The 16,853-nt window shown below is 39.9% G+C and carries 9 protein-coding genes; 5 read left to right on the top strand and 4 right to left on the bottom strand.

From position 1 onward, the window contains the following. Nucleotides 1–429: 429 nt before the first annotated feature. On the top strand, nucleotides 430–3,501 hold the full coding sequence (locus tag AC0L6R_RS16560; RefSeq protein WP_473272186.1) for a SusC/RagA family TonB-linked outer membrane protein: 3,072 nt from the start codon (nucleotides 430–432) through the stop codon (nucleotides 3,499–3,501). Nucleotides 3,502–3,545: 44 nt separating this feature from the next. Next, nucleotides 3,546–5,291: a RagB/SusD family nutrient uptake outer membrane protein gene (locus AC0L6R_RS16565; protein WP_473272187.1), complete on the top strand. Its 1,746-nt coding sequence runs from the start codon at nucleotides 3,546–3,548 to the stop codon at nucleotides 5,289–5,291. A 357-nt stretch (nucleotides 5,292–5,648) separates the two neighbouring features. Here AC0L6R_RS16565 and AC0L6R_RS16570 read toward each other — a convergent pair whose 3' ends face one another. The 3 genes from AC0L6R_RS16570 to AC0L6R_RS16580 are packed head-to-tail and all read right to left on the bottom strand — an operon-like array spanning nucleotide 5,649 to nucleotide 8,592. Beyond that, nucleotides 5,649–7,151 (bottom strand): metallophosphoesterase family protein, encoded by a 1,503-nt coding sequence (locus AC0L6R_RS16570; RefSeq protein ID WP_473272188.1) that lies wholly within the window; start codon nucleotides 7,149–7,151, stop codon nucleotides 5,649–5,651. 10 nt (nucleotides 7,152–7,161) lie between these two features. Next, nucleotides 7,162–7,497 carry a hypothetical protein gene (locus AC0L6R_RS16575; protein ID WP_473272189.1) on the bottom strand — a complete coding sequence of 112 codons (336 nt, stop codon included), beginning with the start codon at nucleotides 7,495–7,497 and terminating at the stop codon, nucleotides 7,162–7,164. A gap of 15 nt (nucleotides 7,498–7,512) precedes the next feature. Further along, nucleotides 7,513–8,592, bottom strand: coding sequence for a phosphatidylinositol-specific phospholipase C1-like protein (locus AC0L6R_RS16580; protein ID WP_473272190.1), 1,080 nt, complete (start codon nucleotides 8,590–8,592; stop codon nucleotides 7,513–7,515). 251 nt (nucleotides 8,593–8,843) lie between these two features. Here AC0L6R_RS16580 and AC0L6R_RS16585 point away from each other — a divergent pair, with 251 nt between their 5' ends. From AC0L6R_RS16585 to AC0L6R_RS16595, 3 genes are all read left to right on the top strand, one after another. After that, complete coding sequence (locus tag AC0L6R_RS16585) at nucleotides 8,844–10,661, top strand: alkaline phosphatase (RefSeq protein WP_473272191.1); 1,818 nt, start codon at nucleotides 8,844–8,846, stop codon at nucleotides 10,659–10,661. A 1,226-nt stretch (nucleotides 10,662–11,887) separates the two neighbouring features. Beyond that, nucleotides 11,888–15,007 carry a SusC/RagA family TonB-linked outer membrane protein gene (locus AC0L6R_RS16590; protein ID WP_473272192.1) on the top strand — a complete coding sequence of 1,040 codons (3,120 nt, stop codon included), beginning with the start codon at nucleotides 11,888–11,890 and terminating at the stop codon, nucleotides 15,005–15,007. A gap of 28 nt (nucleotides 15,008–15,035) precedes the next feature. Next, nucleotides 15,036–16,673, top strand: a complete 1,638-nt coding sequence (locus AC0L6R_RS16595) for a RagB/SusD family nutrient uptake outer membrane protein (protein WP_473272193.1) — start codon at nucleotides 15,036–15,038, stop codon at nucleotides 16,671–16,673. A gap of 20 nt (nucleotides 16,674–16,693) precedes the next feature. Here AC0L6R_RS16595 and AC0L6R_RS16600 read toward each other — a convergent pair whose 3' ends face one another. Next, nucleotides 16,694–16,852 (bottom strand): hypothetical protein, encoded by a 159-nt coding sequence (locus tag AC0L6R_RS16600; protein WP_473272194.1) that lies wholly within the window; start codon nucleotides 16,850–16,852, stop codon nucleotides 16,694–16,696. Nucleotide 16,853: the final 1 nt, after the last annotated feature.

Here is a 16,853-nt window from a genome sequence, read left to right on the forward strand (position 1 = left end):
AAATTATTATGTGATAATAAAATACTAGGGAGTATAGCTAGTGTATATATAATGTTAAGTTAATTTAATTATAGGTATGTCTACAAAAGATATTAATTAATTAACAAAATAATAATTTAAGCTGGTTTGTTTCTTTTTTTTGACTCTTTGTTGGGATTGTTATTCCACTATTAAAACCCGTGAAAGGCCTTATTTTACATTTTTAAAGCCTTTTTAGGCGTTTGTCGTTTTTTTTAAGTTACTGAGATGAAATCATTATCGAGCAAATAATAGATCTTTAAATTGGTTCAGTTTACTTAATATAAGCCTAAAATAGCCTTAACAGGACTGTGTTAGGTAAGCGGTACTTTTGCGTTTGAATTTTGGCTAGCTAACAGGGTTGGTTTAGTTTTTTATATGAATTGTTCTCTTTTATATACAATAAATTTTATGAATACAAAATTACAATTATCTAAAATTATTTATGCGTCCACCTGTATGTTGATTTGGACATCAGTCTCCAGTTCCTCGCAACTACTCGCGAAAGAACTAGAGACTAGAACTAGTCTGTCGACATCTACCTTGATTTCGGCTGAACAGTCAGTGACTGGAACGATCACCGATGAAACGGGTCAGCCACTTCCAGGAGCCACAGTTCAGATAAAAGGTACTGTAAATGGAACGGTTACTGATCTGGATGGCAAATTTACAATTGAGGTGGGTGAAGACGCTATTCTTCAGATTTCTTATGTGGGGTATATACTCCAAGAAATCTCCGTGAATGGAAAATCCATCATTGATGTACAGTTGCAGCCTGATGCTACCCAACTAGACGAACTAGTAGTGATAGGCTACGGTACCCAAAAAAGATCAGATGTTACTGGGGCTATTGGCTCTGTTAAAAGTGAGGATTTTAATAGGGGAGTGATCACAAATCCAGTTGATCTGTTGCAAGGAAAAATGGCAGGAGTAAACATTACTTCTACCAGTGGTGAGCCTGGTGCAAATCAAAATGTGATCATCCGTGGAATCGGAAGTTTACGCTCAGGTACCCAGCCGCTTTACGTATTGGATGGGTTTTTATTGGATAACTCTGGAACTGGAGTAGCATCAAATCCGCTCAACTTCCTAAACCCCAATGATATTGAAAGTATCGATGTGCTTAAAGACGCTAGTGCAACTGCGCTTTATGGTTCTCGCGCTTCAAATGGGGTTGTGGTTATTACCACCAAAAAGGGCAAAAAGGGAAGCTCTCAGGTGAACCTCTCCGTTGGAACGTCTTGGTCTTCCATGGCAAAGCAGATTGATGTCTTTGGTGCGGATGAGTTTAGAGAGCAAGTAGTGGCAGTGGGAGGGAATCTGGAGGATTTTGGAGGAAATACCAATTGGCAAGACGAGTTGACTCAAGTAGGCTTTTCTCAGGATTATAGTTTATCCATGAGTGGCGCCAATACGGAGAGATTCTCCTATTTCGCTTCATTGGGCTTTCAGGAGCAAGAAGGTATTTTGAAAAACAGTGACTTGAAGCGCTATTCAGGTAAACTAAACGTAAATCAAAAGGCTTTTGAAGGCAGATTAAATATTGATTACAATCTTACAGCTGCTTACACAGAGAACCTTAGACCTGTAATTACTGGAACGATTAGCGATATGTTGGGGCTCAACCCCACAATTCCAGCTTTTACGAATGGCGAACCTACGCTGTTGAATACAAATGCATTGAATCCAATCAAGCGATATGATTTGTACAGCGATGATGCGGCAAACAACCGGATTTTAGGGACTATTTCCCCATCTTTTGAGATTTTTGATGGCTTGACGTATAAGTTGAATTTAGGTGTGGATTATTCCACCACCAACAGATATGTGCAATACAAGCCATATACAGAGGTGATCAACGAATCTAATGTCTCTGACGGCACCTTGGACGAACTTATTTCTTCCAATACCAATAGCTTGGTAGAAAACACCCTGACCTATAATTGGAACAATTACAAACACAATTTTACTGTGTTAGCAGGACATTCTTACCAGACTTTTCTGGACGAATTTAGAGGAACTTATTACCGAGGATTTGCTGCAAACAATATAGAACCAAGATATCAGGACCATAACAGTACTAGCGAGTTTCCAACAACGGTAAATGCTTCTGCGACGCGAAATGAATTACAATCTTTCTTTGGCAGACTGAACTACGTATATGCTGATAAATATTTATTTACAGCTACTTTCCGGGCAGATGGTTCTTCCAAATTTGGACAAAACAATAAGTATGGATACTTCCCTTCATTTGCATTGGGTTGGAATTTGAGTAAAGAAGCTTTCATGGCTAACTCCATTTTCAATAACCTTAAAGTACGTGCGAGCTGGGGTCAAACAGGAAATCAGGAGATCCCGTCTAAGATCACCAAGGCCAGTTATTCCGAAGATCGATTGGCAACTGGTTCAGGTAGTTTGAATACTTACCCAATAGACACTGACGGAACTACGTTAGATAGCTACCCTTATGGTATTGTCTTTACGCGATTAGCAAATCCAAATTTGCAATGGGAAGTTTCTACCCAAATCGATTTCGGAATTGATTTTGCCTTGATGGATTACAGGTTGAGCGGTACGTTGGATTACTTCAACAAGGTATCCTCAAATATCCTCCTTGAGGTAGTTCCTGCAGATCCAGTTCAGCCTACCTCCACTTTTTGGGATAATATCGACAATATGGAAATCCACAATAGTGGTGTGGAGCTTACTTTGAATTATGCTAGTAAGGAATCAACCAACTTCTCTTATGAAATTGGTGGTAACGTCACATTTATTAAAAATGAGGTGAGAGATTCTCCGTACGCAGTCTTGACTACTGGGGCAGCGCAGGGCGCAGGCCAAACTGGTGCCACTATTAATGGCTACATTAATAATCAACCGATCGGAGCTTTTTACATGCTTGAGTTTGATGGAATCGGAGAAGATGGACTCAATAAATTCGTGGATATCAATAATGATGGACAAATTCTGGATAATGACAGAAGCGTGGTAGGAAGCGCTATACCAAAGGTCATCTACGGATTCAATACCAATTTTCGATTTAATAGTTTCGACTTGGGTCTAAACTTTAATGGAGCTGCTGGCAACAAGATATACAATCACACGACCATGTCTTTGTTTACCAAAGCCCAACTTTCCAGATCAAATAATACCACAGATTTTGCCGTACAGTATCCAGAGGAATCTTTCAACAACTCCAATACAGTGTCAACACGATTTTTGGAGAGTGGGTCATTCTTTAGACTTAACAACGCAACATTGGGCTATAATGTGAATCCAACAAGCTTTGGAATGGGCAATACATTCCAAAATATCCGGCTCTCAGTTACCGGTCAGAATCTCTTCGTGATAACTGACTACTCCGGATTTGACCCTGAAGTCAATACAGGTTCTACTTCTTCTGGAATTCAGACTTTCGGTATTGACAGATTCACCTACCCAAGAGCGAGGACATTCACAATCAACTTGAATGTCACCTTTTAATCACTCAAAGATCACCAGATAATCTTCTAGAAAATTTTAATAAAATGAAAAATATCAAGTTTAATAGAATACTTCCCGTAGCTGCATTGTTGCTTGCATTTCTAAGCTGCACTACACTAGATGAAGACATCCTCGATGAGTCACTAACAGGTACTGGCGAAGCAGAAATCGTCAGCGGGTCTATTGCGCCAGTATATGGGATGCTTCGGCAGGTATGGATGCATACCGTTAATTTTGGTCTTCAAGAAGTAGCTTCAGACGAAGGGATTCTTCCCTACCGTGGAGGTACAGATTGGTTTGATGGAGGTAAGTTTATCGCTATACACCAGCATTTGATGACTCCTGGAAACAGCTTAGTTGGTGATTCTTGGACTTACATCACCTTGACACTTTCTAGAGCAGTAGCGGCAGAGGAGCAATTGACTCTAGAGGTGGAAAACGGGAACACGAATGCTCAAAACCCACTGTATGAAATGATAGCAATGAAGGCATATTTGAATATGCTTGCTTTGGACAACTGGGGGTTGGTTTTCAGAAAAGATGCTTCTGACGAACAGTCTGTCATTTTGCGTGGCCAAGAAGCACTCGATTACATTGAGAATGAGCTGCTTTCGGTTGTCAATGTGATCAGTAGCACTAATGGTCCAGGCCGAATAAATAAATATGCTGTTGAGGGAATGTTAGCTCGCTTGTATTTGAATGCCGCTGTATATCGTGATCCTTATGGTACACCTGACTTCAGAACTGAAGACATGGATAAGGTCATAGAATACACGACTGATATAATCAATGGACCTTACACCTTGTCTGCTGAATACTTCGCTTTATTTAATGATGATAATAATACCAATAAGGAGATTATTTTCTCTCTAGACCAGCGTGGTGTATTGCAGACTGAGCATAGCAGATGGCAATACTGGTCAATTTCGGGTGATCAGGTTCCAAGACCTGAGTACCCTAGCACTAGAGGAACTGATGCGGTCGCTGCTACACCGGATTTCGTGCAAACCTGGTATGACGCATATGGTAATGTGGATCCTGCGGATGCAGATGCACGTTTCTTCATGCGCAATACGATGGTTCCTGAGAATCTTCAAGACTTAACAGGGGTTAATCCTACAAATGATGAAGATCACTATTACACAGTAGAAGATACCGAGTTTGAAATGGATCGAGGGATTCTTCGAAATATTATCTGGGGACCGCGAAAAGATGAAACCGGAGCGATTATTCGGGATACTGATGGGAAAGTGAAAATCTATCCAGTGATTAACAGAAGAAGTAGTGGAGCAAATATCCGTTACGTGGATCACACCTTCCAGGTGGATTTTACCAGCGAGGGTAGCTTGCACAATACTGGAAATCGATTCTCTAAATATCAGTTTAGCCGAACCGCGCCGAATTGCTGTTCAAATAGCAGTGTAGATATCGTTTTGCTGAGATTAGGTGAGGTTTATTTGATGCGTGCTGAGGCCAAGTTGAGAAAAGGTGATAATGCAGGGGCACTTGCAGATGTCAATACCCTCAGAACTTCGAGAACAGCTCGTCCTGCGCAAACACCTGCTCCTTTGGCTTCGATTGATTTGGATATACTATTCCGTGAATCTGGCTTTGAGCTTTATTGGGAAGGTTTGAGAAGAACCAATCAAATCAGATTTGGTAAATATGAAGATAGCTGGACTGAGAAAACCGATAGCGATCCGAACAAAAGATTGTTCCCAATTCCACAAAGGGCAATTGATGGAGCCTCAAATGTTTCTGGTTTCTTGGTGCAAAATCATGGGTATTAATAGTTGAAAACCTCTTATTAAAAGCAAAGCCGATGAGATTACTCATCGGCTTTGCTATTTCTACGCTTTTAGGGCAAAATAGGACAAGGTAAAGCTACCCATCGTGCCTTTGGCGTTCATAGATTGGGGATTGTTTAGGATAGTAGTAGCCTTAATGAAGGTTGGAAGAAAAAAGCATTTAGGTTGAGCAAGCAAGAGAAAGTTAGAAGGTTGAAAACATCTTACCTAAGGCTAGACCAATACTAGCCCAGAAACAACATTCTGGGTTCCCTAGGTCGTGTATTTTGAAGAGTGCCTACGGTACGATCAGTATTGTATTTCTGATGCTATTCCTTTATCAAGTAAAACTCCAGAAAATCAATCTTCAATCATTTTGATGGTATTCTTCTTTAGATCAATCGAAAAATGATCTGCAGGCTGGGAATGGAAAAGCAGGTCAAAAATCCTAAAAAACTGAATCAATTCCTTACTATGAATTTGTTCCTGAGAATTTGTTTTTTGAATAATCACGGGGATGATTTCCGTGTAAAAACCTAGTCTATTGTCTGGAATGAGGCGTTTACCAAGGTCATCTCCATTTTTCAAAAGGTAGAAATCATCGATTATACTTAGGTTAGAGCCGCTTTGTGTAGAGCTGGATTTTAACCTATTTACTATTTTAGAAAGATAAATTTCCCCTTCTTTTTCATTGATTTGACTCCAATTCCTTAATTCAGATTCCGTCATATTTTGCAACAGCAGGGCGAGGTTTTCTGGCCAATCTGAAGGAATAAATCTGGACTTGGTCAATTCAAGTAAGTGATTCCGGGTGTATTCCAGGTAATTTTTTGATGCTAGAATGGTGGTGTCCCAAATTCCAGGATCTTGATTTTCCAGCAGCCATCTATGTTCCATTCTATAGAGATCAAAGAATTCATTCATATGATCTACTTCCGTCAGTGGGATAGTCTCAATCTCAAAATTGTCTTTCTTCGAGATTTTTGCAGTCTTATAAGCAGGTGGGAAAGCAGCCAAAGAAGGTACTTGAATATTATACATGGTATGGGTGGTTGATTGGTCTTGATAAACTCCGGTGTCATTGATATGCATGTGTCCGGCAAAATGAATGTGGATGCCTGCAGTGGCGTAGAGTTCGCTGGTTTCGTTGGTAGGCACGCGCTCCAGTTGAAATTTTCTAGGTCCAAAGAGTGATTTCATTTCTTCGGAAGCTCCATCATGAAACTCCACTAGGGGATAATGGCTGAAAGAAATCAGCGTTTTTCCTCTCTTTACTGCCTCTGCAGCTACTTTTTTAATCCAGTCTAGCTGATGCTTTTTGGAAATAGAAGCTTGGTTGAATCCAACAGAGGAGCCTTTCCAGCCTTCTTTCAAATTACTTCCTGAATGAGTGAATACATTGCCATCCAAAGCCAGCAGCCAGATTCCCTCGATAGGCTCAACTACATAACTGGCATCCGGTAGAAATAACCCTGAATCCGAAAGAGGGTACTTTCTCTGTTCGAGGTTAGCAGAGGCCATAGCTTGTTCGAAAGAATAGTTTTCATAATCAAGCTTCTGGAAAGGATGTGCCCAAAAGAGGTCTTTTTCATCAGGGAAAAAACCAAAATTGCTCAAAGCAGCAGTAACCTCAGGATAGCCCCAGTAATTGATTTGATCTGATTGCGCCGCCTCAAGAGCTGGGAATACCTTTGCATCTCCAGCAATAGCCTGCTCCTTTCCATCGGTGCCAAGAAAATCACGCTTGCCGGCAAGACCTCCGTAAGGCTTCACTGTGTCATGATTTCCGGTGGTCAGAAAAAAGCGCATTCCAAACTTGCTGGAATAGTGCTCAAGAATTTTCTGTAGAGCTAGGACATTCATCGGTTGGCCATCATCGGTAAAGTCGCCTGTGAAGCACTGCGAGGTGAATCCCTTTTTCCCGCAAATCTTCCAATGCGCTGATGAAAGCAAAATAGTTTTCATTAAAAAGCCGGGTGGAATTCAACTGACTTTTCATGGTACGAATAGTCGCGTATTTGCCGGTTTTTGGATTCAGAATTCCATTAAAATCAGGTGACTGCAGGTCTGCATAAATGTCCTGAAGATGGATGTCTGAGAGAAAAGCGATTTCAATCTCAGCTGATCCTTGCGCAACGAGCGGTGTATTGGCGCCGATTAATTGAATTGCAGCGCCAAGGATGCTTGGAAGAAGGTATTTTTTGTTCAAAATAATGCAGTAAAGCTATTTGTTGACCAATACTGGATTAGGTCTTTCGTAGGTGTTTCCTTCGAAATTAACTTTGTATTCTGATTTAAAGAAAGTAGAAGGGTAATAATAGTCCGTAGAGATTACTTGTGCGCCAGAAGCTTTTGCCTTTTCAAATGTGGTGTAATCATTTGCTCTGGCCTGTTTCGTGTCAGAATCCGCACGCGTTCTGATCATGTATCCCTTCTGGACTAGGTCTCTGATGTAGGCTGCATCTTTCACTGCATTATTAATAATCCTGAATCCAGCGGTAGAATTACCTTCTTTTTTATTCACGAAAAGCACAGCATTCTTTAGCTCAGGCTTAGCCTCGAGATATCGATCGATTTTCTCCTCACTTTCATCCAAAACAAAAAGGAATTTTCCTTTTGCATCATCCAATTTAGGCCAGTTTCCAGCCAACACGCCAGCTTCCAAATCAGCATACTTTCCTTTTACCCTATCTGGAGTGATTAGTTTATTCATTCCTAAATGTGTCCTGATTTCCAGGTCAATACTATCCAACGCGGCAGCAGTGAAAGGTAAAATAGGGCGAGTGCCAGGTATGTTTCCATCTTTTGCATTGATCAAAATAAAAATAGGATAGTGCTCAGGATTGTTGTCGCTCCATTTTTTGAGTGCTGTCAAAGCATCTGCAAAAAGTAGGTAGTGAGACTGAAAATCCAGATCCTGCACATGGAACAGTTTCATTCCAGGCTTGGAAAGTGCATCGCTAGGATCATAATCCCGAATCTCCCCACCGCTGGCTTTGATGATTTCCAATCCTTTTGGGTTTGAATATCTTCCTCCTTCGGGATCATGGTATACATCAAGTTCCAAATTTCTAAGTCCCAGATCAAGTTGAGCTTCTAAAGGAATATGTGCGTATTCCAAACTCTGAGATGCTGATGGGTTTACTTTGGCCAAATAAGCCAGTAATTCCGGTGCCATTTGACTTTTGTAACTATTGTGACTGCCGATTACTTGGATTTGGTTGATTTTGAGGTCTTGAGCAGAAATAGCAGAGTAAAAAAACAGGCAAAAAGCTAGAAACGGTACGTTGATGGAGGTTTTCATAAGATGTATTTTGAATAGCAAGTTCCTACTAATTTGAAGATGATTTTTATTTTTTGCTTCATGTTTATGTTATGATTTAATAGAATCTGAAATCGAAGTCAGCTATACAATAGCTTTATTATTAGGGTATTAATTTTTTACACTGGTTTCTATGTTTTACTCTAATGCTTTATAGTTTATGAATATGTTAAGGCTTTGTTTTTTGAACATAATGAAGGCATTTAATCCTATTGAATACCCTAATTTTAGGCATGAATAAATTCTTTTCAACTCAGTTATTACTGCTACTACTGATTTCTTTTGGCCTTTCTGCTCAGAATCAGGCAGCATTTCAAATCCATTCCCACAACGACTATTTGCAGACTGTGCCTTTTTGGACGGCCTATGGTGCAGGAGCTACTTCCATTGAAGTCGATTTGATCCTGCAAGATGGTATGCTGATGGCTGCTCATGAAGTGGAGAGTATTGACTCTCGACGTACCATAGAAAGTTTGTATTTAGACCCCATTAAAGAAGGCTTAAAAAATGATATTATTCCTTCCATCAATTTTCATTTGCTGGTGGACCTAAAGACGGAAGCCTATTCTACTTTGGAAGTATTAGAGCAAAGCATGTTGAACTATCAGGATGTACTTTTTTCTGCCAGTAATCCGGGTGGATTGAAATTGATCATTTCCGGAAATAGACCAAACCCTGACGATTATAAAAATTATCCGGACTGGATGCTTTTTGATTATCAAAGTAAGGAATTAAGCAAGGATTTGCCTTGGGATAAAATCGGAATGGTAAGCTTAAGTTTTAGGCAGTTTTCTATTTGGAATGGAAAAGGGAGAATGGTGGAAGAACAACGTGCGAAGCTCCAAAACTTCATTGATTTGGTTCATAGTTTTGGTAAGCCTGTGCGCTTTTGGGGATCGCCGGATAGCAAGTCGGCCTGGAAGGCTTTCTATGAAATGGGAGAAGATTACATCAACACAGATCATCCAAATGAGGCTGCTGATTACCTCAGTAAGCTGACTAAAAATGTCTATCATAATACCTCAAAACATGAAGTGTATCAGCCTACATTCGAACTGGATGGAGCCAATGTGCCTGTGCGAAATGTGATTCTGATGATAGGGGATGGTAATGGCTTGGCTCAGATTTCTGCCGCTTTATTTTCCAATGGTAATCAATTGAACCTGACTCAGCTGAAGAATCTGGGTTTGGTGAAAACTCAAGCGGCAGACGATTTTACAACTGACTCAGCGGCCGGAGCCACAGCCTATGCCACAGGCGAAAAAACAAATAATCGAGCCTTGGGAGTGGATTCGGAAGGCAAGGCTTTGTCAAATCTGCCAGACATCTTGGATCAGTATGGTTTTGCGAGCGGCATCATCACCACTGATCAATTGACAGGGGCAACGCCAGCCTCTTTCTATGCTCATCATCCTGAGCGTGACGATGCAGATCACATCTCAGCGTATTTGTCGAAGAGTAAACTGGACATGTTTATCGCTGGTGGAGGAGCAAAATTTTCCTCAGAGTCGAAAAATCTTCAAGATGCTGGTTTCACCATGGTGGAGAGTCTCGGCGAAACATCGGCGGAGAGAATAGGTTATTTTGTTGCAAATAATGCTTTGCCTAAAAAGCTGGAAGGAAGAGGAGAATATTTGGTAGAAAGCACCGCCTTTGGTCTTAACTTTTTAGCGGAAAAAAACACACCTTTTTTCCTAATGGTGGAGGCAGCCAATATCGATTCGGGAGGGCATGAGAATAACAGCTCCATGATAGTTTCCGAAATGCTGGATTTTGATCAGGCAATAGCTAAAGTGATACAGTTTGCAGATCAAAATCCCGGAACTTTGGTCATCATTACAGCCGATCATGAGACAGGAGGGGTTTCTATTCCGCAGGGGGATATTGCAACTGGAACTGTAGAGCTAGCTTACCATTCTGATGATCATACCGGGATTATGGTTCCGATTTTTGCTTACGGTGTACATTCGGGTGATTTCAGAGGGATTTATGAAAATACTGAAGTATTCCATAAAATCATGAAATTGGTAAAGCACTATCACTCCAAATAAGTTGCTTTCTATCGCTTGCCTACCAAAGTAAAGGGCAGCATAAAGATGTTTCTGATCAGGTCAAAGGAAAGGTCAACAGCAAATCCCAATAGCCTAAAAGGAAGTAAAAGAAGCCATACTATGGGGTAGAGGAGAAGAGCGATAATTGCCAATGGCCAGCAAAGGATAAAGAGGATGCACCAAAGAAGGAAGCTTAGCATAGTTTGTTTTTAGGATTGAGAGATTCAATACTTATTCCAATCTCAATTAAATCGATTTTTAGCTAATACACGCAGGTTGAAGGTAATTTCTGTCACGAAACCGAACACGAAAATTGGGATTTTCGGACATTTTATTGGGAAAAGTTAATTTTTTCCCGACTCATGAATTAGTCTATGAGGTGCTTTCAATTCATTTGATAAAAAACATGATTACTAAAATTGTTCAATTTGGAGTTTTAAGGTATCAGAATCCATCATGGATAGATTTTTCTTTGCTAAAAAGGAAATGGTGGTTTATTTATATTTAATATTTTTTATTAAAAATGTAAAATTTAGCTAAGTAGGGTAATAGCTTGTATTTTTGATTGTTAATATTTTTTTATTACTCAGGTCAAATGATAAATTTTTTTGTTTAAATTAGGAAGAGGTCTTTTTCACAGGGCTGGTATGTTTAAATTGATTTATTAATACTCTAAATGAGTTTAGTTCAATTAATATTGGATATGTTTAATAATTTTGTTAAATCTTAACTTTCGGTATTACTAATTTTAAAAATTTGAATCTCTAATTGTGATTCTATGCTGCTTTTGCATAAGATTCATTTTTTATATTACGAATTACTTTATATAGGTGTTTTGGGATACCTGACATTTATATATAGAGTGTAATTCTTTGTTTATCAGTGTTTTAATGCTTTTTAGGTTGATTTGGTCTTGGTTATGAATATTTAGATTAGATCTCTATGGTTTTATATTATTTATTGTTTGACGTTTCAACTAGTTTTTAAATAATTTTTACATAAAAAAAATGCCAATGAATTAAACTAAAGGAACCTTTGAAAGGAGCAGTTGATATTTTAGAAAATTCCTCGCTGCACAATACTCGGTAATCTGTTTTTTGAAAAATAATTACAGAATATTTTTAGTCAATTTTAATAATAAACCTCACATAATATGAAATCAACATTACATAGACGACTCTTGCGGGTGTCTAAAAAGAGTCCTGTATGGGTTCTTAATTCAACTTATGTTTAGTGCTATAGTAATTACAAGTGCTAATGCAGATCCCCTGATAAATTTAATAATAGCGGATGTAACTGTAACCGGGAAAGTCTTGGATGAAACAGGATTACCACTTCCTGGTGCTACAGTATCAGTAGCTGGTACTACTTCTGGTACCATTACAGACATAGATGGCAAGTATACAATTACTGTGGCTGACAATGCTGAGCTGATATTTTCCTACATAGGATATGAGCCACAGCGAGTAACAGTTGGTTCTCAATCTGTCATCAACATTACTCTTAGACCTGATGCAACAGCATTAGATGAGGTGGTCGTAATTGGATACGGTACTACCAAAAGAAGTGATTTGACGGGCTCGGTAGGTTCTGTAGGTGCAGAAGCACTGAGAGAGCGTCCAGCTGCATCTCTAAATCAAGCTTTGGCGGGAAGAATTTCCGGTGTTCAAGTAAACAATAACTCAGGAAGACCAGGGGGAAGAACTACTGTGAGAATCAGGGGTTTCAGTTCAATCAACTCATCCAACAATCCTCTATATGTGATAGATGGTGTCCAGATGCCGATGAGTACTTTGGATCAGCAAAGTAGTGCAGTTGATTACATCAACCCTAACGATATCGTATCTGTAGAAGTTTTAAAGGATGCTTCATCTACTGCTATTTATGGTTCCAGAGGAGCAAATGGTGTCATTCTCATAACTACCAAAAAAGGTAAATCAGGCGAAGGAAGTGTGACCTATAATGTGGACTTAAGTGTTCCTATCATCGGTCCCAATAGGCCGGAAGTATTGAATGCCGAGCAATACCTAGCTGTGGAAGATCTGGCTTGGGCAAATATGGCCAAATATGATCCAGAAGGATGGAATGCTGGCAAATGGGCATATCTGAACCCAGCTCTCCGTAGAACTGACCCGCGTATTTTTGATAGCCAAGGAAATCCACTTTACGATACCGATTGGCTAAAAGAAACTACTCAAAATAAACTTTCTCAAAACCATCAATTAGGCTTTACAGGAGGTAACGAACGTACTTCATATTCTCTTTCTTTAGGATACAGAGATGATGAAGGCTTAGTGAAAACATCCTATTTAAAAAGATATTCTACGCGTTTTACCATAGAAGATAAAGTGAAAACTTGGTTGACAGTAGGTGGTAGTCTAAGCTATAACAATCAGTCAGAAAATCTAGTCGATGTATCTGATGCGGTAGCTAGACAGATGGTGGAGGATTTTCCTTTCCTTCCTGTGAAATACGAAGATGGTACGTTTGCAAATAACAGAGATTATCCATTTGCTGAGGGCACCATGAGTTCCATGCACAGATTGTCTGGAAGGAGATATATTCTCAATACGCAAACAACTTTGGGAAGTGCGTATACCAATATCAAGTTTTCTGATGCACTTCAAATGAGAACTGCCTTGGGGGTAAATATCCTAACCCAAGAAAATGATAGATCTGAGACAAGGACCTTGGCCATAGGTCAAAGTGGTACCGCATCCAAAAGTTTAAGTAAAAACACCTTCTGGTCTCTTGAGAATTACTTGACCTATAATAAGGTCTTTGCTGAAAGACATGCTGTTGAAGGATTACTGGGTATTTCCTGGCAAGAGAGCAATTTCTCTTCCATGAGTGCTAGTATCCAGAATTTTTCAACAGATTACTTCCTGTATAATAACCTTGGAGCTGGAAGTCAATTACCAAGGGTAGGTTCTGGTGCAGCGCGCGAAGCATTAAATTCCTATTTTGCTAGAATTAATTATATTCTGGATGATAAGTATTTGTTTACTGCGACTGGTCGTGCCGATGGTTCATCCAAATTCGGTGACAATAACAAATATGCCTTTTTCCCTTCTGCCGCATTAGCTTGGAGAGTTTCTGAGGAAGGATTTTTAAAGGGTAATTCAACTATCTCAAACCTGAAGATTAGAACGAGTTACGGGTTGACAGGTAACTCTGAAATTCCGCCTTACTCCTCACTTTCTTTATTGAGCTCTAATTATTCAGCTATTTACAACGAGAATCAAGTGGGTGGAACTGGTATCAATAGACTAGCAAATCCGGATTTGAAATGGGAGAAAACAGCTCAGACGGATTTTGGGGTTGAGCTAGGGATGTTCAATAATAGATTGAATTTGGAAGTGGATCTGTATTACAGAAAAACTACTGACATGCTATTGGATTCCCCAGTGCCAAGAACAAGTGGCTATGCGACCATTCGAAGCAATGTAGGTTCCATGGAGAACAAAGGGATAGAATTCACTCTAAATTCCGTGAATTTTGAATCAGAAAATTTCAGCTGGAATACTTCTTTTAACCTTTCGCTAAATAGAAACAAGGTTTTATCACTAGCTACGCCAGCAGATATTTTCGGTGTAGGTGGTCCTAATTTTACTAATCAAACCAACATAATCAGAGTAGGTGAGCCAGTAGGTTCATTCTGGGGACTTGTAAGATTGGGTACTTGGAGTGAGGCAGAAAGAGCAGAAGCTGCGGAATTTGTGAGTTATAGAAATGGACTCACTATTCTTCCAGGAGATATCAAATATTTAGACGTAAACGGTGATAAAGCAATCAACGATTCGGACAGAATGATCATAGGTAACGGTAGTCCTGATTTCTGGGGAGCAATCTCCAATAGCTTCAGATTTCACAATTTTGACCTTACTGTTGAGCTGCAATACAGTGTGGGTAATGATGTACTAGATATGACACTTCACCCAAGTGAAGATCGTCAGGCTTTAGCAAATAGCTACACTTCAGTATTGAATGCATGGACACCTCAGAATCAAAATACGATGATTGCTGAGATACGTGATACTCGTGCTGGATATGTAACAAATGTGGATTCACACTGGGTGAAAGATGGTTCCTTCCTTAGAGGTAGAAACCTGTTACTGGGATATAATTTTCCTTCAAATGTTACCAGCGCTATCAAGCTAAGTAGATTGAGAGCCTATGCCTCAGCTCAGAATTTCTTCCTTTTGACAGGAAAAGATATCAATGGAGATCCTGAAACAACACCTATACGAGGTGGTGACGGTAGTAATGTGTTCTCACAGGGTATGAACTGGCACAGTTATCCAAGACCTACAATTTTTATGTTCGGTCTACAGGTGACTCTTTAATCCTTGTTTTACTTAAAGCGATATAACAATGAAAAATAACATATATAACAAAGCAGGCAGATTGTTCTTATTTGGAGCATTAGTGGCAGGATTTGTAGGTTGTTCAAGTTTTCTGGAGGAAGAGGATCCTTCTAATTTGACACCGGAAAGTTTCTATACTATTCCAGACCACGCCGAAGCAGCACTTGCATCAGTTTATGCTGATACTCGATTTATAGGAGGAGATGGAGGAATCTTTTCTTCTACCTGGCAATTATTGGAAGCTCCAACAGGTACATCTACCACTGAAACAGCACAAAATTCCGATTTGAATAACCTATATGGTCTAATCTATGATGGAAGAACTCAACATGTGATCAACTGGTGGAATGGCTTGTATAAAGTGATTGCGCAAGCCAATTTGGTGTTGGAGAAAGTGCCGGCAATTACGCCAATGGATGCTGCACAGAAAACGAAAATCCTTGGTGAAGCAAGATTCTTGAGAGCCTGGGCTTATTTCTATGCAGTTAGACTTTGGGGTGATGTGCCATTGATTACGTTGCCACAAACAGCCAGTTCTGAAGATTTTAGACCGGCACCTGCTTCGCAAGAGGACGTTTACGCCTTGATCGTTGAGGATTTGAAAGCGGCGGAATCAGCAGGCTTACCATGGATGGACAATAGTGGTAGGGCATCTTTGGCTGCTGCCAAATCATTGTTGGCGAAGGTCTATTTAACTATGGCAGGATTTCCATTGAGTTTGGGAGCATCTCATTACCAAATGGCTGCTGATAAGTCAAAAGAGGTGATCGATTACGCTAACAGTAATCCTTTATCTATTAATTTGTTTCCTACCTATAAGGCAATCCACGATGAGAATAACGACAACATTCTAGAGCATATTTTCATGCTTCAGTACAACGTAATCGTTGCTGGTAATCCAATGAATAATATGTTTCCAAACTTTAAGCCGGTAACATTCGCAGGACCTTCAGGTACGGGGAGTACTGTGCCGACTGAGGATTTCTACAATTCATATGAGCCTGGAGATAAGAGGGCGGTGAATCAGGAAGGGTTCTTTTATACTACTTACTATACGAATGGTAGCGGTGCTGAATTTGACCTAGGTGCCCCGTATATTTTCAAGCATTTTAATCAGATGGCATTGGGCACTAAAGACCAGCCGGGCACTAGAGCTAATAATCTCAATGTCCCATTGATCAGATTTGCGGAAGTATTGTTGATCTACGCAGAGGCACAGAACGAAGTTGGGGGTCCAAATGCTTTGGCGGTTGAAAGCTTGAAGAGAATTCGAGACAGAGCGGGACTAAGTACTCCATCTGTGGGCGGATTTACTGCAGATACATTCAGAGATGCGGTGTTAAGAGAGAGATGGCATGAGCTCTGCTACGAGCAGATTACTTGGTTCGATATGCTTCGCTTGCGCAAAGTGTACAATGAAGCTACCAATGGATTTGACAATTTTGAAGGACATACCAATCCAAGCTCTAATCAAACGCTCCAGGCAAAGCATTACTTAATGCCTTATCCTCTTCCAGAAATGCAGAATAACCCAAATTTGACTCCTCAGAATCACTGGGTATTAAAGAATAGTTTTAGAATTAATAGTGAATTAAAAGGGCTCCTACCTAGGAGCCCTTTTTTTGATTTTTTTGAAGACAATTGAACTTAACCTTCAGACATACCTTACTTTTCCATATTTCCAAAATACCTATTCAGCGTATAGTCTGGCTGCCATCGATCTGGTTGACGGGTAAGTGTGGCTGGATCATATTCCAATGGCTTGATTACTTTAGTAGTAAATGCTGCGGTATCATCCGCGTTTTTTTGCCAGTCTTTGAGCAAA

The sequence above is a fragment of the Algoriphagus sp. 10J20-15 genome, assembly GCF_055809615.1.